The sequence below is a fragment of the Paenibacillus sp. NEAU-GSW1 genome, assembly GCF_009737085.1.
Lineage (GTDB): Bacteria > Bacillota > Bacilli > Paenibacillales > Paenibacillaceae > Pristimantibacillus.
On record NZ_WOVL01000021.1, the window covers coordinates 59,549 to 80,092 of the forward strand.

At 50.7% G+C, this 20,544-nt stretch carries 20 protein-coding genes; 7 read left to right on the top strand and 13 right to left on the bottom strand.

All coding sequences use genetic code 11. The features are described 5' to 3' along the window. Positions 1 to 11: 11 nt before the first annotated feature. From GOM71_RS16515 to gntK, 5 genes are all read right to left on the bottom strand, one after another. Positions 12 to 914 (bottom strand): ABC transporter permease, encoded by a 903-nt coding sequence (locus tag GOM71_RS16515; protein WP_156283014.1) that lies wholly within the window; start codon positions 912 to 914, stop codon positions 12 to 14. Positions 915 to 931: 17 nt separating this feature from the next. Then, entirely contained in the window at positions 932 to 1,858 is a 927-nt protein-coding gene (locus GOM71_RS16520) for an ABC transporter permease (protein WP_367649652.1), read from the bottom strand. 23 nt (positions 1,859 to 1,881) lie between these two features. Continuing rightward, positions 1,882 to 3,537: an ABC transporter substrate-binding protein gene (locus GOM71_RS16525; RefSeq protein ID WP_156283016.1), complete on the bottom strand. Its 1,656-nt coding sequence runs from the start codon at positions 3,535 to 3,537 to the stop codon at positions 1,882 to 1,884. Positions 3,538 to 3,588: 51 nt separating this feature from the next. Further along, positions 3,589 to 4,923: an LLM class flavin-dependent oxidoreductase gene (locus tag GOM71_RS16530; RefSeq protein ID WP_156283018.1), complete on the bottom strand. Its 1,335-nt coding sequence runs from the start codon at positions 4,921 to 4,923 to the stop codon at positions 3,589 to 3,591. A 538-nt stretch (positions 4,924 to 5,461) separates the two neighbouring features. Further along, positions 5,462 to 7,003 carry a gluconokinase gene (gene gntK / locus GOM71_RS16535; RefSeq protein ID WP_367649658.1) on the bottom strand — a complete coding sequence of 514 codons (1,542 nt, stop codon included), beginning with the start codon at positions 7,001 to 7,003 and terminating at the stop codon, positions 5,462 to 5,464. 155 nt (positions 7,004 to 7,158) lie between these two features. Between gntK and GOM71_RS16540 the strand changes: the two genes are divergently transcribed. Further along, entirely contained in the window at positions 7,159 to 7,491 is a 333-nt protein-coding gene (locus tag GOM71_RS16540) for a DUF1904 family protein (RefSeq protein ID WP_156283020.1), read from the top strand. 67 nt (positions 7,492 to 7,558) lie between these two features. On the opposite strand, the gene fur is transcribed toward GOM71_RS16540, so the two are convergent. Further along, positions 7,559 to 8,029 (bottom strand): ferric iron uptake transcriptional regulator, encoded by a 471-nt coding sequence (gene fur, locus GOM71_RS16545; protein WP_156283022.1) that lies wholly within the window; start codon positions 8,027 to 8,029, stop codon positions 7,559 to 7,561. Positions 8,030 to 8,194: 165 nt separating this feature from the next. On the opposite strand from fur, the gene GOM71_RS25035 reads away from it, so the two are divergent. Then, a complete protein-coding gene (locus tag GOM71_RS25035) occupies positions 8,195 to 8,368 on the top strand; it encodes a cysteine-rich CWC family protein (protein ID WP_156283023.1) in 174 nt (57 codons plus the stop codon). Here the strand turns inward: GOM71_RS25035 and GOM71_RS16555 are convergent. Further along, positions 8,365 to 8,904, bottom strand: coding sequence for a GNAT family N-acetyltransferase (locus tag GOM71_RS16555; protein ID WP_156283025.1), 540 nt, complete (start codon positions 8,902 to 8,904; stop codon positions 8,365 to 8,367). The genes GOM71_RS25035 and GOM71_RS16555 overlap by 4 nt on opposite strands. A 163-nt stretch (positions 8,905 to 9,067) precedes the next feature. On the opposite strand from GOM71_RS16555, the gene GOM71_RS16560 reads away from it, so the two are divergent. After that, positions 9,068 to 9,826: a DUF3888 domain-containing protein gene (locus GOM71_RS16560; RefSeq protein ID WP_156283027.1), complete on the top strand. Its 759-nt coding sequence runs from the start codon at positions 9,068 to 9,070 to the stop codon at positions 9,824 to 9,826. Here GOM71_RS16560 and GOM71_RS16565 read toward each other — a convergent pair whose 3' ends face one another. Further along, positions 9,827 to 11,092, bottom strand: a complete 1,266-nt coding sequence (locus GOM71_RS16565) for an MFS transporter (protein WP_367649654.1) — start codon at positions 11,090 to 11,092, stop codon at positions 9,827 to 9,829. Between the two features lie 26 nt (positions 11,093 to 11,118). Next, positions 11,119 to 11,697 (bottom strand): GNAT family N-acetyltransferase, encoded by a 579-nt coding sequence (locus GOM71_RS16570; protein ID WP_156283029.1) that lies wholly within the window; start codon positions 11,695 to 11,697, stop codon positions 11,119 to 11,121. A gap of 116 nt (positions 11,698 to 11,813) precedes the next feature. Here GOM71_RS16570 and GOM71_RS16575 point away from each other — a divergent pair, with 116 nt between their 5' ends. Then, on the top strand, positions 11,814 to 13,895 hold the full coding sequence (locus GOM71_RS16575) for an ATP-dependent helicase (protein ID WP_156283031.1): 2,082 nt from the start codon (positions 11,814 to 11,816) through the stop codon (positions 13,893 to 13,895). Between the two features lie 457 nt (positions 13,896 to 14,352). On the opposite strand, the gene GOM71_RS16580 is transcribed toward GOM71_RS16575, so the two are convergent. The 4 genes from GOM71_RS16580 to GOM71_RS16595 form a co-directional block, all read right to left on the bottom strand. After that, the gene (locus tag GOM71_RS16580) at positions 14,353 to 14,856 is read right to left on the bottom strand and encodes a ferritin (protein ID WP_156283033.1); all 504 of its coding nucleotides are present in this window, start codon (positions 14,854 to 14,856) and stop codon (positions 14,353 to 14,355) included. 99 nt (positions 14,857 to 14,955) lie between these two features. Further along, complete coding sequence (locus tag GOM71_RS16585) at positions 14,956 to 15,177, bottom strand: DUF1450 domain-containing protein (protein ID WP_156283035.1); 222 nt, start codon at positions 15,175 to 15,177, stop codon at positions 14,956 to 14,958. 101 nt (positions 15,178 to 15,278) lie between these two features. Continuing rightward, positions 15,279 to 16,694, bottom strand: a complete 1,416-nt coding sequence (locus GOM71_RS16590) for a S41 family peptidase (protein ID WP_367649655.1) — start codon at positions 16,692 to 16,694, stop codon at positions 15,279 to 15,281. A 75-nt stretch (positions 16,695 to 16,769) separates the two neighbouring features. Then, complete coding sequence (locus tag GOM71_RS16595) at positions 16,770 to 17,756, bottom strand: Gfo/Idh/MocA family protein (protein ID WP_156283037.1); 987 nt, start codon at positions 17,754 to 17,756, stop codon at positions 16,770 to 16,772. A 133-nt stretch (positions 17,757 to 17,889) separates the two neighbouring features. Here GOM71_RS16595 and GOM71_RS16600 point away from each other — a divergent pair, with 133 nt between their 5' ends. The 3 genes from GOM71_RS16600 (at position 17,890) to GOM71_RS16610 (ending at position 20,512) form a co-directional block, all read left to right on the top strand. Next, positions 17,890 to 18,687 (top strand): Cof-type HAD-IIB family hydrolase, encoded by a 798-nt coding sequence (locus GOM71_RS16600; RefSeq protein WP_156283039.1) that lies wholly within the window; start codon positions 17,890 to 17,892, stop codon positions 18,685 to 18,687. A gap of 223 nt (positions 18,688 to 18,910) precedes the next feature. Beyond that, positions 18,911 to 19,228 carry a hypothetical protein gene (locus tag GOM71_RS16605; protein ID WP_216651765.1) on the top strand — a complete coding sequence of 106 codons (318 nt, stop codon included), beginning with the start codon at positions 18,911 to 18,913 and terminating at the stop codon, positions 19,226 to 19,228. 714 nt (positions 19,229 to 19,942) lie between these two features. Next, positions 19,943 to 20,512, top strand: coding sequence for a hypothetical protein (locus GOM71_RS16610; protein ID WP_156283043.1), 570 nt, complete (start codon positions 19,943 to 19,945; stop codon positions 20,510 to 20,512). Positions 20,513 to 20,544: the final 32 nt, after the last annotated feature.

A 20,544-nucleotide genomic window follows, 5' to 3' on the forward strand; every position in this document is an offset into this window, starting at 1 on the left:
CTTAAGCTCTGTTATGCCCGGCTCCGCTTCGGATCCAAATGATCGCGAATGCGGTCGCCCAATAGATTAATGGATAATACGAACAATGTAATCGCTAGCCCCGGAAACGTGCAAATCCACCATGCAACCGTTAAATAGCCTCTTCCTTGAGAGAGCAGCGCGCCCCAATCTGGAATCTCCTTAATCGTTCCGAGACCCAGAAAGCTTAAACCCGAGCCGGTCAATATGGAGGAGCCGATGCCAATCGCAGCCATTACGAACAACGGAGAAAGCGAATTAGGCAGCACATGCCGCCAGAAAATCGCGAAGCCTGACGTCCCGATCGAACGCGAAGCGGTAATGTAAGCACGGCCTTTTATGCTCAAGATCGTGCCCCGCATCACTCTCGCATAGCCTGGAACGGCTGCCGCAGCTACAGACAACACAACATTCGTCAAACTTGGCCCAAGCGCCGCCGCGATAGCGAGCGCAAGCAGAACGCCGGGTATCGTCATCAATACGTCGATAAAACGCATCAATGCCGTATCTACGATGCCGCCGATATATCCGGACAGCGCACCGATCAACCCTCCGGCAACACTGCCAATCAAGACCGAGACTACGCCAATGATTAACGAATCCCGACTTCCGTACACGACGACACTAAATACATCGCGGCCAAAATAGTCCGTACCGAACAGATGCTGCCAAGTAGGCGCCAGCAACACGCGGTCCGCCTTCATCTCCGTTGGCGAGAAAGGCGCAATCCATTGAGGAGCCAGCGCGCAAAGCACGATGAACAGCACGGACGCCACGGCTCCGTAGACGAATAAATCGGCAGCTGAAAGCGTCCTTCTTTTCCAGACTGGGAGACGGAAAAGCTTTTTTCGAGGCAGCGCGACACTGCGGTTCGCTGCAACTGCAGCTTCCTTCATAGAAATGACCTCTCCTTTCAATGCTCCCTTCTAACGCGAGGGTCGATTGCGCTATACGAGATGTCGACCAGCAAATTGACTGCGATGTAGACGATGGCTGAGAAAAAAACTACGCCCTGCACCACCGGCAAATCCTTCGCCATAATCGCATCCGCGATTATTCGTCCGATGCCTTGGCGCGAAAATACCGTTTCAATCACAACCGCTCCGGCAAGCAATTCGCCGACGATCATTCCGATCATCGTTACCGCAGGAATGAGAGCGTTTCGGAGCGCATGCCGGTACATGACGGCCCGCTCCGACAACCCTTTCGATCGCAGCGTGACAATGAAGGGCTCGTTGATAACGTCAAGCATGCTTGTGCGTACCATGCGGACAATAAAGCCCGCTCCGACAAGACCCAGCGTTACTGACGGCAGTATGAGCGATCTAAAGCCGTCCGAGCCCATCGCCGGGAGCCAACCAAGCGAGATGGAGAAAATAAGAATAAGCAGAATACCGGACCAGAAGGTCGGCATTGAAATGCCAAACAGACCAACCAGACGGGCGATAAGATCAATAGGGCCGTTGCGGTGAATCGCCGACAGCACGCCAAGTGCGATGCCGACAGCTGTCGAGATCGCCGCGCTGAACAGGGTAAGCGATAGCGTCGCCGGGAAATGCTCGATAATTTTCGGCAGCACCGGTTCGCTGTTCAGCATCGAATTGCCGAAATCGCCTTGCAGCACATTTCCGAAATACTCGCCAAAACGAATATAGAACGGCCGATCCAGTCCCATCTGATGGCGCATATTGGCAATCATCTCAGGCGTGGCCTCCGCCGGATCCAGCATCAGAAGCGCCGGATCGCCGGGAAGCACATTCAAAATGACGAATACGACGACCATTGTGCCAAAGATGACAAGCAGTGAAGTATAGAGCCGTATAAAAATGGATTTAACCACGGGGCCGCACCCCCTTCGCCGGTTTATTTGGCTATAAACGTATCGTTGAACCGCGGATACGCAAGCGCGTCCAGCTTTAAGCCTTGCACGCTATTGGCTGCCGCAATCGTATACGGGAACACATAGATCGGAATGATGATCGCGTTATCGATAATATGATGCTGCGCTTGCTTGTAGATGTCGATCCGCTTCGCTTCATCTTTCTCTACAGCGCCTTGCTCAAGCAGCTTGTCGAGCTCCGGATTGGAATAACCGCTTAACGTCAGTCTCGCTCCGGCCGCAGGCGTATGATAGAACTGGTAGAGCGCATTCGGGTCCGAATTCACTTGGCTGTTGCCGTAAATATCATAATCGTCATTAACGAATACCTTCGTCGCAATATCTTTCGTAATGTCGACTTGAACATCAATGCCGATTTCTTTCAGCTGTTGCTGGACGATCGCCGCAATGTCATTGCGCTTCTCGCGGTTCGGCGATCCGTCCAAGTAATGAAGCGTCAGTTTTTTCCCATTCTTCTCGCGGATGCCGTCCGCGCCGCGCGCCCATCCCGCTTCATCGAGCCATTTATTCGCTTGGTCCAAATCCGGCTTTACGCCGCCTTCCAGCGATTTGTCATAGCCAAGCGTGCTTGGCGCAAGCGGAGACCAAGCTTGCTCGTACGTTCCCAAGTAAAGCGATTTGACGATTGAGCCGACATCAATTGCCGATTGAAGCGCCTGCCGCACCTTGAGCTCGTTCCAAGGCGCTTTCCGCTGATTAATAAAGAGCGTGTAAGGCAAGCCGCCCGTATTCGTGGACAGCAATTGGAACTTCGAATCCTGCTTGATCGAGACAATATTTTGCGGCGGCACCGTTTCGCCCGCAAGCACCTGGCCGCTTTTAACGCTGCCGATCCGGGTCGCTTCCTCCGGCACGATTTTGAAGCTGATTGTGTCCAGATATGGCGCTCCTTGATTGACCGCCGTTTCGTTCGCCCATTTATAGTCGGGATTGCGCTCGATGACGATTTGCGCGTTCTCCTCCCATTTCACGAACTTGAACGGACCGGAGCCGACCGGGTTTTTACTAAATTGCTCACCGTATTTTTTAGCGGCAGTAGGCGAGACGATGCCAAGCGTACCCTGCCCGAGATTGCGCAAGAAAGCTTGTGAAGGCGACCCAAGCTGAACCTCGACCGTATAATCGTCAATAACTTTTGAAGATTTGTACGGCTGAATTAGCGCGAGCGCATTAGAAGCTTTCGTAGCCGGATCGATAACCCGATCGAAGTTGAATTTGACCGCTTCCGCATTAAACGGCGTGCCGTCATGGAACTTGACGTCGTCGCGCAGCTTGAAGGTGTAAGTAAGGCCGTCCTCCGACACCGTCCACGATTTGGCGAGCCACGGTTTAACCGAACCGTCCGGCAATTGGACTACCAGGCTGTCGAATACGTTATTAATAACTCGCACGCCAACCGCAAGTCCGTTCGTATGCGGATCAAGCGAAATAGGCGAAGTTGCGAGCGCATAGGTCAATTCGCCGCCTTGTACGGGAGCCGCCGTCGTTTCTGCAGCCTTCGATCCGGATTCAGCGCCGCCGCTGCTTCCTTTGGACGAACTGCATCCTGTAAGAGCCACAGCAATAGCCAACACGATGGCCGAATATGAAAACCAGCTTCTTTTTTGAATCCTTGTCATCGTCCATTTCCCCTATCTGTAATTAATAAATGGAGGCAACTTTCGCCAAAGCTACCCCGTTATTTCTTCTCTTTGCCGCGTGTAACGGTTTTGAGGAACTGGAATTCCCAGATGACCGCGCAGCGTATCACGCTCATACTCCTCGCGGAACAAACCTCGCTGCTGCAACAGCGGCACGACCTGTTCAACAAATTCATCCAAACCGTTCGGAACGGCATTGCCGATAATGAAGCCGTCCGCCGCTCCCTCTTCGAACCATTGCTGAATCAAATCTGCCACATGTTCCGGCGTACCGATAAAAATCGGGCGAGGCGTCGTTTCCTCAAGCGCAACCTGGCGCAGCGTCAAGCCTTTCTGGGCGGCATTCCTTTTTATGCGATCCGTCGTGCTGCGGAAGCTGTTTTGCCCGAGCTCTCCCAGATCCGGGAACGGCTCATCCAGCGGATATTGCGAGAAATCATGATGCTCGTAATACCGTCCGAGATAATTAAGCGCACGGTCGATGTCCACCAAGTTCGCAAGCTGGGCGTATTTCGCTTCTGCTTCTTCCGCCGTTGCGCCAATTATCGGCCCGATTCCGGGAAGAATGACAATTTCAGCGCGGGAGCGGCCTTGCGCCTCCGCTCTGCTTTTTACGTCCGCATAAAATTGCTTGCCTTGCTCCAACGACTCGTAATGAGTGAAAACAGCGTCCGCGCCCTTTGCGGCAAGCGATTTTCCGTCCTCAGAGGAGCCGGCTTGAAAAACGACAGGATGGCCTTGCTTCGATCTTGCGATATTAAGCGGACCTTGAACTGAGAAAAACTCCCCTTCATGGTTCAAACGGTGAAGCTTCTCCGGATCGAAGAATACGCCGGACTCTTTGTCGCGAACAAAGGCGTCGTCCTCCCAGGAATCCCATAAGCCGCGAGTCACCTCAAGATATTCAGTTGCGATGCGATAGCGTTTCGGATGATCCGGGTGCTCTTTCTTGCTGAAATTTCGCGCGGATGCTTCAAGCGGAGACGTAACGACATTCCAGCCTGCCCGGCCGCGGCTGATGTGGTCAAGAGAAGCGAACTGCCGCGCAACTGTAAACGGCTCGCTATAGGAAGTGGAAAGCGTGCCGACGACGCCAATATGCGAGGTGACGGCAGCGAGTCCCGACAGCACGGTCAACGGCTCGAAGCGGTTCAAAAAGTGGGGCAGCGATTTCTCGTTTATGTAAAGACCGTCTGCAATAAACACAAAATCGAATTTGCCCGCCTCCGCTTTTTGCGCTTGCTGCTTGTAATGCGCGAAATTAACGCTCGCATCGGCTTTGGCTTCGGGATGGCGCCAGCCTGAAATATTTCCGCCTACTCCGTGCAATGCAGCACCTAGCTTTAATTGACGTTTTTTAGCCATAATGAATATCCTCCTCTATCGCTTTTCTTTTCTTATAATTCCTAGCGGTTTTATCAACTTTATTATGGAAGAGTGTAACACCCCGGTCCGCCTTTACGCTAATAGGGGTTTTCTATTGTGAAATAAAGAAATTCAATCGAGAATTGGCGTTATTCATGATGTGACAACGCAGAAAGGGCCGGTCCAAAAATCATCATCACAGATGATTTCTGGGACCAGCCCTTATTCCTCATACATTGTTGGCCCCCTCGGCGCGTACGCTGCCACAACCGAATATGACCCTGCCGGGGTTTAATTCGATCAAGAAGCGCACATTACAAACGATTCACTGTCACACTTTAGGCCTCCGCGATCTTGTAAAGCCGAAACTGGCCTTACAACTAGCTCAGATAGTCACTTGCAAGGAGATAAAGCCAAATTTGGTCTTACACAGGCTGCAAACAGTCAATCTCGAGGGTATACGCTGCCGGTTAAGCCGAAATTGGCCTTACAGCTGGCTGAGGTGGACGTTTGTAATGTTGTAAGGCCAAATCCGTCCTTACCCGCTGAACTTGCTCTGGAAATCGGCGATCGCCGCGTACTCTTCAGACAGCAGCGCGGATACGCGCCTGTAAATCGGCCCAAGCTCACGGTAAACGGCGGCATTGTCCGCCTCCGGAACGTGCACACGTGACGAGCCGACCATTTCCCCGGCAATATCAAGCGAATCCGCAATGCCCAGACTGTATAGGCCGATCACTACTGCGCCAAGGCATGAGCTTTCATAGCTTTCAGGCACTCGAATCTCGTGGTCAAAAATATCGGCCATGATCTGGCGCCAAAGCTCGGAACGGGCAAAGCCGCCGGTCGCCTGGATGCTGGACGGCTTCCCTATCATCTCTTCAAGCGCTGTCCATACATGATGGAGATTGAAAATCACGCCCTCCATAACGGCCCGCACCATATGTTCGCGCTGATGGCGCAGCGTAAGGCCGAAATAGGATCCTCGGGCATTCGAGTCCCATAACGGCGCGCGTTCGCCAGACAAATACGGATGGAACAGCAAGCCTTCCGAGCCTGCCGGCGCTTTAGCCGCCAGCTCCGTCAGCAATTCAAACGAATCTCTGCCGCTCCTCTGCGCATCCATGATCTCCGTTGCTCCCAGCCGATCATGGGCCCAGCTAAGAATCATCCCGCCGTTATTGACCGGTCCGCCAATTACCCACTTGTTGTCAGCAAGCGCATAGCAGAACGTTCTGCCGGCAGGATCGGTGACCGGCCGATCCGATACGGCCCGGATGGCGCCGCTTGTGCCAATCGTAATGGCAACCTCGCCAGGCTTAACGGCGTTGACGCCAAGATTGGAAAGCACGCCGTCGCTGGCCCCGATTACAAAAGGCGTTCCAGCATCCAAGCCCGTGCGAGCGGCAAAATCTGCTGACAACCCTTCAAGCTTATAAGTAGCCGGTACCGGCTCGGACAGCTGTTCAGACGTAACCCCGGCTATGCGCAGCGCTTCTTCATCCCAGTCCAGCCGCTCCAAGTTAAACAGCCCCGTCGTTGAAGCAATGGAATAGTCAATGACGTAACGGCCAAACAGCTTGTGCAGAACATATTCTTTGATCGAGATAAATTTATAGGCACGCTCAAACAGTTCCTGATGGTCGTGTCGCAGCCAAGCGAGCTTCGAAAGCGGCGACATCGGATGGATCGGCGTTCCGGTCCGCCGGTATACGGCAAGTCCGTTCCATTCGTTTCGAATAACGGCTGTCCAATGGGCGCTGCGGTTGTCTGCCCATGTTATGCTTCGCGTGAGCGGCTTTCCGTCGCGGTCTACCGCAATGACGCTGTGCATCGCCGAGCTGAACGCGGCAAACGCGACTTCGCCCGGCTTAGCGCCGCTCTTCGCAACAGCTAGCTTAATTGACTCGATTACGGCGTCGAAAATTTCATCCGGGTCCTGCTCCGCCGCTGCCGGCGACGGCGAATGAAGCGGGTAGCCAACCGTATGGTTGGCCTTCACTTTGCCGTCAATCGTAAAAAGTACCGCTTTCGTGCTGGTTGTGCCTATATCGACGCCAATGGCGTATTTTTTGCTAATCCCGCTCACTTCCGCACCCCTCCATTGTTTTCCTGAAAGCTTAGCAATTCTTGTTTTAGGATACATTGCTTTCAACAGAGGCGCAATTCAAGTATTCTTTGATAAGGTGTGACTTTGAGCTTCGCTCAAAGATCCTAATCTAAGGAGGAATGAGAATGCCGCAATTACTTTTTCGGGGCGTACCAACAGAACAGCTTCTATCCGTAAGCGAGAAGCTGGCTGTCCGGCTGGCAGCTATTTGCGAATGCGGAACTGATAATTTCACAATGGATTGCGTTCAGACCGTTTCGATCTTTGGCGGACAAAAGGACGGCAGATCCTACCCCTTCGTCGAGGTAGGCTGGTTCGAGCGCGGAACAGAGGTTAGAAACCGATTTGCCGAGGCGGTCACGCAGTCTTTGCAGGAGATCGGCATCGCGGAATCCGAGGTTGCTTTCCGCACCTATCGAGAGGACAGCTACTACATAAACGGAAGGCCGTGCGTGTAAGTCAGCCGCTTCAGCAAAAGAAGCTCAGCCCCGTCGGGGCTGAGCTTCTCCATTTATAATAGACCTGTTATACCGCTCTCGTTTGTTCCTTCGCCTTGCATTCCCGGCAAACGCCTTGGAAATCCAAGCGATGGTCGAGGACGGTAAAACCGAATTCCGACAATACGCGGTTTTCCAGCGGAAGCAGCCAATCCTCTTTAATCTCCTCCACATTGCCGCATTGCGTGCAAATGAGATGATGATGGTGATGCGGCTGGTCAGCGCTTCGCAAATCGTATCGCGCTACGCCGTCGCCAAAATTTACTTTTGTCACGATATGCAGCTCGCTGAGCAGCTCCAATGTACGATAGACAGTCGCAAGACCGATTTCCGGATAAGCATCTTTCACCAGCAGAAAAACTTCTTCCGCGCTCAAATGATCCTTCTCGTATTCCAACAGGACGCGAACTGTCGCCTCCCGCTGCGCGGTCAGCTTGAACCCTTTTGTCTTCAATTGGCGATTAATCGTATCAAGCTCCAATTGCACTTCCTTTTGCATAACTCGAATCTCACCTGCTTCCCGTCCGTATTCCAAGAAATTATAATCATTTTAATCTAGATATAATTATAAACCAGATATGTGCGCAGGTAAACGGTTGTTTCTCAATTTCCGAATTCGCTTCATGTTATAATGGAGTTCATCGACTACTAAAGGAGACTTCCTATGAAATGTCCTATTTGCGGAGAAAACCATGTCTGCAGCTACGAAGAGGCCGGTTTATCCGAAACCTGCTGGTGTATGAACGAGCATTTTTCGAAGCAGCTTCTGGGGCAAGTGCCCGAATCCGAGAAAGGCTTGTCCTGTATATGTAAAAAATGCGTTGAGCGATCCCGTTAAGACAATTCATTCACAAGCTCAATATCCGCGAAATGATCGTCGGAAATGACCTTATCCCCGAAAATTCCGCTAATCTGATTAAAGCCCGCTTGCGTCCAGAAACGAAGCGCCGGCCAATTTTTCAACGAAACGTTCACTCGAAGCTCCGAATACCCAAGCCGCCGCGCTTCAACGACCAGCTGTCTGGTTAACTCCTGTCCGCAGCCTTTTTTCTGGGATGCTGCTCCAAACCCCATATAGGAAATATAAATCGAGCCCTCATTCGGATATCCGTGGTACATACTTATAAAGCCAATAATTTCATTTCTCGCTTCATGGCGTATCGCTTGCATCGAGAAGTTATCCTTCGCTCCGCCGGGAGGCAAATCCCCGTTCTCGAACGAGTTGCGCACGAGCTCGGAGTTATACTCATGGCCCACCCATTCGCCCAGCGATACGCTGGAACGATACACTTCCTGCACTTCTTCTATTTCTCCCGCTTCAAGCTGCTTCAAAAACAAATTTGTCGTTCTCCATGCCGCCGGCATCAGCTTCATCGCAATCCATTTCTCCTCATAATTGAATCCTATAATATTAATACATCGGCGGAAATGCTCCTTTTATAAAGCGGAAATTGGCGAATGGTTGCCTTGCCGAGCGGGAACGATATGGTTGACTGTCGAAATCATCCATTTGTTCCGAATAGGAGTGATTCATCCGATGAAGCTTTATACGGCCATAATTCTTATATTGTTTCTGCTCCTTATGCGGATGCCGTCAGTTCCAGCCGAAACAGCCCTCTCGACCGATGCTCAGCAGGCGCTCGCCGATTGGCTGGAGCCAAGCATCAGCTCTGCCGTCGCGTTTTATTACAGCGAGCGAATGCCCTACATGGTTGAGAGCATATCCCGGCCGTATCCGACACTGCTTACCGCAGTTGTCACAACGTTTCAGCACGCTCACAATCCGCCGTACGGACAGGATCTTATAACGTTCCGTATCGATCCATCCTCCAGCGCTGTTCCGCGGCAAGCCCCAAAGCTCATTCGTTATTTGCATAACGGCGACGATTGGCAGCTCAAGCTGGATCAATTTAAAAACGAGCTGGTCGCAGACGTTCAAGCCGCCTTCCAGCTTGAGCTTCGCCACGCGCAAAAATACGAATTCAAGCAGCTGCTGTTCGCCGCCGAGCGCCGCAAAGAGCTGCTGCCCCTTGTCGCGCGCGGCAAGCTAGCCATCGAGGAGCTTCTACCCGCCAATCCGGATAACGAACGGAAGACGATGTTCAAAAATACCGTTTACCCGATCATTTTTTTAAACGAAAAGAAACGCTTCGGTTACATGCTGCTTAAACAGTCCAACGGCACGAATGTCGTCATCCGACTGGCGCAAGCCACTGGCGGCAATTGGCAAAGCGGGGAGGAGAAGCGTAAGCCCGGAAAGCCGCTCGATCACAGACTTCTCTGGTATATGCAGTAGTTATTTTTTTCGAATCGGATATAGGTAGAAAAATAAGACGGCAAGCAGCAGCGCAACGGCCGGGATAAGGCCGAGCATTGCGCGAAAGCCAAATAGGGCTGCGGAAGTTTGATGCGCCGCATCCTTAACGTAGCCGGTCGATTCCAGCACGGCCCCGGACGTAAGCGCTTGCAAAGAAACGCCCCAGCGAACGATAAAGCCGTTCATTCCGAAATATATCCCTTCGCGCCGTTCCTTCGTTCGCTTCTCGTCCTCGTCAATGACCTCGGACAGCATAATTTCTAGCAGCACCATCAATCCGGCCAGACCGACGCCGACAAGCCCTGCCGTCACAGCTGCAGCAGCCACGCTTGTCACGAACAGAAACGGAAGCAATGCCGCCATGTAGCAGAGGACCGCAACGATAATCGTTTTTCTCGGACCCCAGCGCTGCACAAGTTTGCCCCATATATAGACGAACGGAAGCGCAACAACGAATATCGCTCCGAGCAAAATGGTACTTTTATCTTCAGATGCGCTAAGCACATACTTCGTAAAAAACGGGATCATCGCAGGCAGCATCGCAAAGGTGAATTGAACGAGAAAGCTTCCGATGACATAGCAGACGAACGCTTTATTGGCAAACGTATATTTAATCGCTTGAACGAAAGGTATCGTCGCTTCCGGCGCGGTGCCGCGCTCCTTGCTTCCGGTCAGCATGACGCAGAAAAACACGAGCGCGATCGCCGCGAAAACAACACCCATTACTCCCCAGCCAAGCTCGCTGTAAACGAGCGGAGGCAGCGCAACTCCAATAATCATCCCGATGATGCCGAACATTTGCCGCCAGGAGGATACGGCCGCCCGCTCCTTGATCGTAACGAACAGCTCCGGAAACAGCGCGGAATAGTTAAGCACCACCATTACGAACAGAACATCAAACACTAAGATGATCATTAGAAAATACCAGAATAGCGCCATGCCTTCGCCAACGGGAAACCAGATCACGGTAAACAGCGCAGCCAGCGGCACGATGCCAAACAGCATATACGGAAATCGTCGGCCCCAGCGCGATTTGGTCCGGTCGGACAAGTAACCGAACAACGGGTTAAGCAAGGCGTTTACGATACCGTGAATGACCATGGCTAACGAAATCAAATAGGGTCTGACGCCAAGCACATCCACATAATAAAAAACAATGTACGTTGCAAAAGCCTGCGCGATAAGATTGACGGATAAATTGCCGGCGCTGTACGCCGCTTTTTTCCCGAAGGTGCTCTCGTTCACCTTTGCCACTCTCCTCTTTTTTTGCGCTAATCGACTTCTTCCGCTGCCATTGGCCTTTTCACCATCCGTTTGTACACATGTCCGCTGACCTCAAGCACTCCGTCCTCGACATAGCCCATCTTTACATATAATGCATGTGCCCGTTCGTTGTATTCCTCGACGATTAGCGAAACCAGGCTGTAGCCGGCCTCAATCGCTTTGGCTTCGAACGCGGCCATCAGCGCTTTGGCAATGCCCATTCCCTGATATTGCTCATCTACGGCGATCGAATCCAAATAAAATTCACCGGGCTGCGTTTCCTGCGTAATCGAGTAGCCAATCCGTCCCGTTTCCAGCTCGATCCGTTCGATGAAGGGCCGGTCAAGCGCTGCCGCATCGTCGCCGCCGTAGCAGACCAGAATGCCCGTAATTACGCCGTCATGCTTATCCACTATAACATTCTGGTAACTTATCCGATTTCCTTCCTGCTCGTAAAATACGGCAAGGATGCCCATCGCTTCGGCTTCATCGTCCACCCCTGCAAGGGAGCATGCGATCGAACCGATCGCCGCGTGCAGCAACGGCATCACCTCCGCGCCGTCTTCTTTCTCGGCAGCCTGTATCATTTTCTAGTCAGCCCCTCTCTATTTGCTGTTTATTTTATCCAAGTTTCAAAAAGTGTTGCGCCTTTCGCATCGCAGCCTTGCTTGCCGTGCTATAATCGAGTAGGTGATCACATTATATGACGACGAATCAAAAAGGGACAAACCAGTATACGTATTTCAAACGTCCATTCGGCATTGCAAATAAAAACTACACGGCTGCCGTACAAGCCTCTGCACGCACTAGCGAACAGCTTGTACCGGCTGGGGACAATGACTCCGCCTATTTTCGGTCGCTGGAAGCTGCCGGCATTCGGCTCAATGAGCGGCAAATCGCCGCTGTCCGTCATTCGGACGGCCCTTTGCTGACACTTGCGGGAGCCGGCTCCGGCAAAACGTCCGTGCTCGTGTGCCGCACGGGCTATTTGTTGTCCGTGCGCGGCGTGCAGCCGCATCAGCTGCTGCTCATGACCTTCTCGAAAAAAGCGGCCGAGGAAATGAAGGAGCGGATTGCCCGGCTCCCTCATATTGGCGAGAGCGCAGCATCTGCTATCGAGGCGCGCACATTTCACGCCTTCTGCCTGCTGCTGTTGCGGCGCAACGGCTTCAAACAGACGATTTTGGGCGAAAGCGGCCGCAAACAAATCTTTTTTAAGAAGCTGCTGCGCGAGCGCAATTTGCATGATACGTATCAGCCGGAGACGCTTATAGCAATGCTGTCTGCGTACAAGCTGGAGCTGGTCGAAGTCGGCGAATTGCCGGAATCAACCGAGGAAGAACAGCAACTGAAAGGGCTGTTCCAGCTGTATGAGACATGGAAAAACGAAGCCCATTTGATCGATTATGACGATATGCTGCTCTACGCCTATAAGCTGCTGCTGCAAGACGAACGGCTGCTGCAATCGCTTCGCAACCGATTCCGCTACATCATGATCGACGAGTTTCAGGATACCAATAAAGTCCAATATGAATTGATCAAGCTGCTCGTTGAACCACGCCGCAATCTAATGGTTGTCGGCGACGACGATCAGACGATCTACTCGTTCAACGGCGCGCGCAACGATTACATTTTGAACTTTGAGAAGCAGTTCCCCGGCGCAACGAGCGTCGTGCTGGACGTCAATTACCGCTCCGGCTCCGGAATCGTCGGCCTTGGCAACGCCGTCATCCGCCATAACAAGCGGCGCAGAAGCAAAACGCTGCAAACCGCCAAGCCGCACGGAACGCCGCCTGTTTTTGCCCGGCCGGGCAATTCCGATGACGAGGCAGAGCTCATTGTCGGCACTATACTGGCGAAGCAAGCCAAAGGCGCTTGCCGATATGGCGACATCGCCGTTCTGTTTCGCACAGCGAGCAGCAGCCGGGCGGTGTTCGACCAGCTTGTCCTGCGCCAAGTGCCGTTTATCGACTACGGCGGCGGCGATTCGTTCTACGAGCAAGCGATCATCAGGCCAGTCATCGCGCATCTTCGACTGTCATTGGAGCGCCGCAATTTCGATGCCATGGAGATGATGCTCGCTACGCTTTATGTCAGCCCGGAGCAAGCGATGAACTTCATATGGAACGAGGAGAAGAAGCAGGCGAAAAAATGGCCGCTCATCCATTTGACCCGTTTTCCGATGATCAAGGAGTTTCATAAAGAAAAAATTAAAGAACGGATAAAGCTGATCCGCTCGCTTGAAACGATGCGTCCGGACATGGCGATCCGAATGCTGCGAACCAGCTTTTACGATCAGTTTCTTGAGGCCGGGAGAGGGACAGCCTCATTGACTGAGCATAAGGAATCGCTGAAAGAAATGCTCGACGAGCTGGAAGCAGCCGCCAAACGATTCGAACGGATCGAGCCGTTCCTCGCTTTTATCGACGAAATCGCCGCCAAGCGAGATGAGATGAAGCTGTTGAAGCTCGACAGCCGCAATGCGGACGCCGTTAATTTTATGACGATCCACAAATCAAAGGGGCTCGAATTCCCGGTCGTGTTCGTCTGCGGCTTCTCCGAGGGCATCCTGCCGCACAGCTCCGCGCTGGCCGTCGAGAAGAACAATGACCGCAGCGCGCTGCAAACCGGCGACAACAAAGCCGAAGCGGCGCTGGAGGAAGAAAGACGACTCGCTTACGTCGCCGTCACTAGGGCGCAGGAAGAGCTGTATATCAGCTCTCCGGCCTATTATCGGGGCAAGCCCGCTGCCGTATCGCCATTTCTGATCTCGGCGTACGACTGATTCGCAAATGCCGTTCGGTACACTTGCTGGATCCGTACGTTTGCCCAGGGGGCAGATGGGGTGCTCGGTTCGATCGGAGTGCTCGGGGTACTCGGGGTGCTCGGTTCGATCTTTCCGTCCCGCGATCAGCGAACCCGGTTCGCTGTTTAACGAAACTAATTTCGCTCTTTGTACTCGAATCCGAGACGTACGCGGCATTAACGAAGCTAAATTCGCTATTAAAGAATTCGCTTTCTCGAATAGCGAATCTAGCTTCCCTGCTGTTCTCAACCTGCAGCAAACCGTGCTGTACAACGAATTTCCTTTCGCTATTTTGCGAACAAGCTTCGCTAATGACCAAAGCAACCAAAACTGCAGCCCCAGTTGGACGAAAAACTGACTCACAAGCGGTCTAGCAGCAGCAAAAACAAAAGGAATGGATCCCCAAAAGCGGAGCCATTCCTTTTGTTATCTTGTCTTATTCAGCCGGAGCCACAAACGTGCGCGATGCAAATTCGGCGTCCAGCATGTAGAATGCGTTGCTGTCCTTCTCGATCCGTTTCAGCTTCTGGATGATGCCGTCGAACAATGCTTCCTCTTCAACCTGCTCGTCGATGAACCATTTCAGGAAGTACATCGTCGCATGCTCGCGCTCGTTCAACGCCAAGTCCGCAAGGTCGTAGAAGCGTTTCGTATTTTGTTGCTCGTGCGCGTAACCGTGCTCGAACGCGTCCAGCATCGAATCGTACTCGTTCTTAGGCTCGCCCAGCGCGGTAAGCGTAGCGCGGCGATTGCGATCGTTCAGGAACTTGTATATTTTCATCGCATGAAAACGTTCTTCTTCAGCCTGAATGATAAAGAAATTGGCAAATCCGTCCAGGCTTTCGTCCGAACAGTATGCAGCCATCGCTAGATACACATGCGCCGAATAGAATTCAAAGTTCATTTGATCGTTTAGAGCTTGAGCTAATTTATCATTCATCGCTATGCACCTCTGCTTTCTAGAATTATTCTTATTCTAACACAACTATAAGGGGCGGCAAAAGCCACCCCCTGTAAATTTATCCAATATGAAACGAAATTAACCGATCATTCGTTTCAATTCTTTATACAATTTATCCGCCGACGACGCGCTGACTGTATCTGATTTGATCATGACAAAGCAGGCATTTTTACATGTTTTACAGTTTCCGAGGCAATCTTTCTTCTTCATCTTAACATCGGGAAATTTCGATTTCATCGATTTGTAAACCGGTTTTGTCCCGTTGTTTTTCATATTGCGCGTACAATACTTAATTTTCATTCCATTCACCTCGGAGCCGCTATCTGTGTCGGCGTAATGACCACATCTCAAATGATATTAATTATCATTCCCGATGTCAATAGCTGGGCGAGGGAAATCGTCTATTTTTTTAGCACTTCTAGTCCTTTTAGCAGCTGCGTGTCCTCATTCTCGAGCTTTTCTTTCAGCCGCTCCAAAATGCGATATGCCGTCTTATCGTTGTAGAGGCCGTTGACCGGCAGCATCTCATCAGCTTGGAAGCGGCGCAGCGCATCCTCCGTCTCCGCTTCGAAGAGTCCTTCCCTCCCTGTCGGCGTATAGCCCAGCACCTCAAGCATCGTTTGCAGCGTTTTGACATCTTCTCCATAGCTGCCCGATTTCATCTCGCTGCCAAGCGGCAGCGGACGAAGCGATGCATACGCAGGCAGAGTGACTTCGATATCCGGTGCAACCCCTGCTTTGTGAATCCAGGTGCCGCCGGGCGTTTTCCACTGTGCCTCTGTCAAACTTAGCACCGAGCCGTCTTTAAACTGCTGAAAAGCTTGCACGACCCCTTTGCCATACGTTTTCTCGCCAACGACAGTCGCTCCCGCCGATTCTTTCAATGCCGCAGTCAGCACCTCGCTCGCGCTGGCCGATTGCCCGTTGACAAGCACAACGATCGGGATGGTCCATTCTTTCTCCTGCTTCGACTTATACGTAATGATCTTACGCTCATTTTTGTACACAACTTGAAGAACGGTTTTATCCTTCGGCACCAGCTGATTAGCGATTTCCAGCGTCGATTGCAGAAGGCCGCCCGGATTGGAACGCAGATCAAGCAGCAGCTTGTTCATTCCTTGTTGTTGCAGCGCATCGGCTGCTTCCTTAAACTCGTCGCCTGTTTTTTGAGCAAATCGGCTGATCGTAATATGGCCTACGCCGTCCTCCAGCATCTCGGATGTAACCGTATGTACCGGAATCGCTTCGCGGACCAGCTTGATTTCGATTGGTTCGGCTTGATTGCCGCGCTGCAGCGTCAGCTTCACTTCCGTTCCTTCCTCGCCTCTCAGCAGTCCGATCAAATCCTCGAACGACTTGCCTGCTATTTTATCCCCATCGACCGCGGTAATGATGTCCTCCGGTTTAACGCCGCCCCGCTCAGCGGGCGCTCCCTTCGTAAGCTCAGTGACGACAAACTGGCCGTCTTCTTCTCTTACCGTTGCTCCGACCCCGGAAAACTCGCCCTCGTACCCTTGCGTGTAAGCGTCGCCTGCTTCTTTTATCAGATACCTCGAGTAAGGATCCTCAAGCGAGGCAACCATACCTTCCGACGCCCCGTTTAACAGCTCATCCGGCTCTGCGCCGCTTAAGTAAGCGTCCATAATCGTATTGTAAGATATGGCAAAATTGCGGAAAGCCGGTTCCTTGATCATCGGATACTGCTTGCCCATCCACAGATAGCCAAGCCCAAAACCGATTCCAATACTGAGTATTGCGCCAAGCATAGCAAAAGCAATTACCCGCTGCTTAGCCACATCATTCGTAAAATATTTCACTTCCGTCACTCCCGCTTCCTAAATGTCCTTCTTTACTGTAGCTCATTTGAGGGCGACGGAGCAAACGGACCGGGATTACAGCTCCACACGCGATTTCGTCCGAGCCGATTTCAAGCACGCTTCCAGCACGATCATACCGGCACGCGGATCGTCCTCGCCGACAGCAGGCTCCGCTTCGCCGCGAACGACTTTTGCAAACCGGTCTGCCTGCAGCGAATAGGTATTCAAATCAAATGGACCTTCCACACGTTCCCCATCCTTTGCATAAACGATAAATTGATCGTTTTCGCCAGGAGCGAACGCATTAGGCAATTCGATTCGGCCTTCCGTCCCGAGCACCTCCAAGCGATTGCGCTCGGCAGCCCACATCCCGCAATCGAACGTTAGCGCGATATTGCCGGGAAACTCAAGTATACCCGAGGACATCATGTCCACATTGTCATGCTGCTCCGAGAAAAAGGCATGCATCGTCGCTGCAACAGGCTCTTGGCCTAGCAAAAGGCGAGCTGCGCTGATTGGATAACAGCCGACGTCGTATAACGAACCGCCGCCCCATTCCGCTTTGTATCGCACATTGTTCGCATCGGCAGCATTATTGAATGTGAACGCTCCGGAAATGGCCCGCAGCTCGCCGATTTCACCGGAAGCGATAATTTCTTGTATGCGCGTATAACGCGGATGATGGCGATACATGAACGCTTCAGCGAGAACAACTCCCGCCTTACGGCAAGCATCGATCATTTCCTGCGCTTCCGCAGCGGTCAGCGCAATCGGCTTCTCGCATAACACATGCTTGCCGGCTTCCGCCGCTTTAATCGTCCACTCTTTGTGCATATGATTCGGCAGCGGAATATAGACGGCATCAATATCGGCGTCAGCCAACAACTCCTCATAGGATCCGTAAGCTTTCGCTATGCCAAGATTAGCCGCAGCCTCCTCCGCTTTCGCAATTCCGCGGCTGGCGATCGCCGTGACCTCTCCCAGCTCGGATTGCTGGATGCCGGGAATGACCTTATGTATCGCAATCCATGCGCTGCTCATAATTCCCCATCTTAATTTCATGAATGAATCCTCCTCGAAAAACGTTATTCGCATTGCAACGTTTTCATTATACCCTATTGTTGCCAATCTCTTGTACCTCGCTTTTATTTTCGTTACAATGTGGCTAGTTAAAGAGAGGAGCTAGACTGCAATTATGTATAAATTAATCGCTATCGATGTCGACGACACTATACTGAACGATAAACTGGTCGTAACCGAAGGAACGAAGGCAGCAATGGAGCAAGCGATCGCTCAAGGCGTTACCGTAACGCTCGCGACCGGACGCATGTATGCCTCCGCCCGTAAAATCGCCGAACAAATCAACTTGAACGTGCCGATTATTACGTACCAAGGCTCGCTTGTCAAAACGCTGCTGGACGGCAAAGTGCTTTACGAGCGCAGCGTGCCTGCGGACATTACAAAGCTGCTCTATCAATTCGCCAAAGATAAAGGACTGCATTTGCAATTTTATGTAGATGATATTTTGTATGTAACGGAAGACAACGACCGCGCAAAAGGCTATTCCGCCAATTCCAAAATTCCATATATTGTAGCCGACGATGTTGAAGCGCTGCTCGACAAGCCGAATACGAAGCTTCTAATGATCGACGAACCGGCGTATCTGGATGAGATCGCTGCCGAGCTCAAGCCATTAATCGGAGATACCGTCCATATGACGAAATCGAAGGCGCACTACTTGGAATTTACGCATAAAGAGGGAACTAAGGGCCATGCGCTTCGCTTCATGGCAGAGCACCTCGGCTGCACCATCGAGCAGACGATTGCGATCGGCGATGCTTGGAATGACCGAGAAATGATCGAAGCCGCCGGCCTCGGCGTCGCAATGGGCAATGCTGTGCCTGCGCTGAAGGAGCTTGCCGACTACGTTACGTTGTCCAACAATGAGGATGGCGTAAAGCATGTCATTGAGAAGTTTGTGTTGAACGTTTAATCCTATCAGAAAAAATGGGGCTGCCTCAGAAGTCATTAAATTGACGATGAGCCGGCCCTTCTTATATTTTTGGTTAAATCGCAACCTGCGCATTCAAATGTTCTTCCGATCTCATGATGGCGACATAGGATTAACGTAAGACTTCTGTAAAACAGAACACCATAATCGAAAGCGTATAAGTTAAAATCAACAATACTTTAACCTGAATCCGTGATATAAATTTATGAAAAACGTAGTTCGAAAGAGAAAAACACATGTCCAAAAGAATGCGGATGATTCCATTGACATGAGCCTTCGATACGCGTGGTGCATCATGAACCTGCCGATCCTCGTACGTTTAGATGATGGTAATGATGCTGCTGATAATGTGAATCTACTGTTGGACCAAGAAGCTGACTTTATTATTAAACGGAATCCTCGTAAGGAGTTGCCGGAGCAATGGCTCGATTTTGCTAAGTATGATGGGCGTCATATTGAAATGCGAGTAGGTAAGGATATCTATCTGGGCTCTATCGTTGTTCAACCAGAGCGATTCATTTAAGTCTGTTCGAATGGTCTACCGAGTGACAGTGCGTACCATAGAGCGAGATGGTCAGGCGCTTCTTATCCCTGATATTGAGCTTTCGCTGTATTGGACAACGCTTGAATGTTCAGAGGAACAAGTTGTCGATCTGTACAAAGACCATGCAACAAGTGAGCAATTCCACAGCGAAATTAAATCTGAGCTTGACCTCAAACGTCTTCCCTCAGGCATATGGGGCTTTTTGCTTACAACATGCTTCGATTAATTGGACAAATTGCATTGACTGACTTAGATGCACCGACGAAGAAGAAGGTATTTCGTCAACGAATTCGAACGGTGATTCAAGATCTTATGCTCATCTCCGCGCGGTTCGTAAAACATGCAAGAGGTTTAAAGCTTTGTTTCGGAAGATAGAGCCCTTGGTTCCCGCAGCTACGGCGATTATATCTTCATTTTAGCTAAAGAGAGAACTATTTACGCCAAAGCAGAACCCTTAATAGCAAAGGGTCTGCTTTGAGTTACCCATTACAGCTACATTTATATTCTGGTTCAGAATGGAAGCCAATCCAATGTGCCATGTTGCGATGAATAGTGAGATGTCACGGATTCAGGTTTAAAATTACCACAAATATAGTTGCGGTAAATACTGGATGAAATTACGTTATAATTAATTGTATTGTCTTATAAAATTATCTTTGTAAATTGCGTTTATTAATCGAGGGAGTCTATTTCATGAAGAGAAGATACTGTATTTTGTTAGTAATATTATTTTTTCTATCAATATTTATAATAATGACTCTAAGTGAAGATAAGCAAGACCTGCATTGGATTGAAAAGAAGATTATACAAAAAGACGATACATTTAAGGCTATAATATATACACAAACAAAGAAACCTTATATTTACGTATTCTATAAAAGCAATTCGAATTCTATTGGACTTGGATTAATTGAAGTAAGTGGGAGAAATCAAACTCATATTTTCGGCACAGTACCGATAGATTCAAATATTGGTTTTACATATGGTAGTGGGGAATCTAAGAAACTCAGTCAATATATTTTGTATGGTGCAATATCTAATACCGAAATAACACAAGTTCTTGTTAAAGGTACTTTAAGTAATTTAGTTAAGAACAATGAGTTTTATTTATGGTTTCACATTTCTGAACAACCCTTCAACTCTACTTCAATAATGGCTAGAGATCGAGCGGGCGTAATAGTATTTGAAAAAGAAAAGAGATCTATAGTTAGATTAAATAAAAGTGTACTCGAAGTAAACACCGTTTCTCTTAGATTCACTTGAATAAGAAAAAAAGGAACCTTTTTCACGAAATA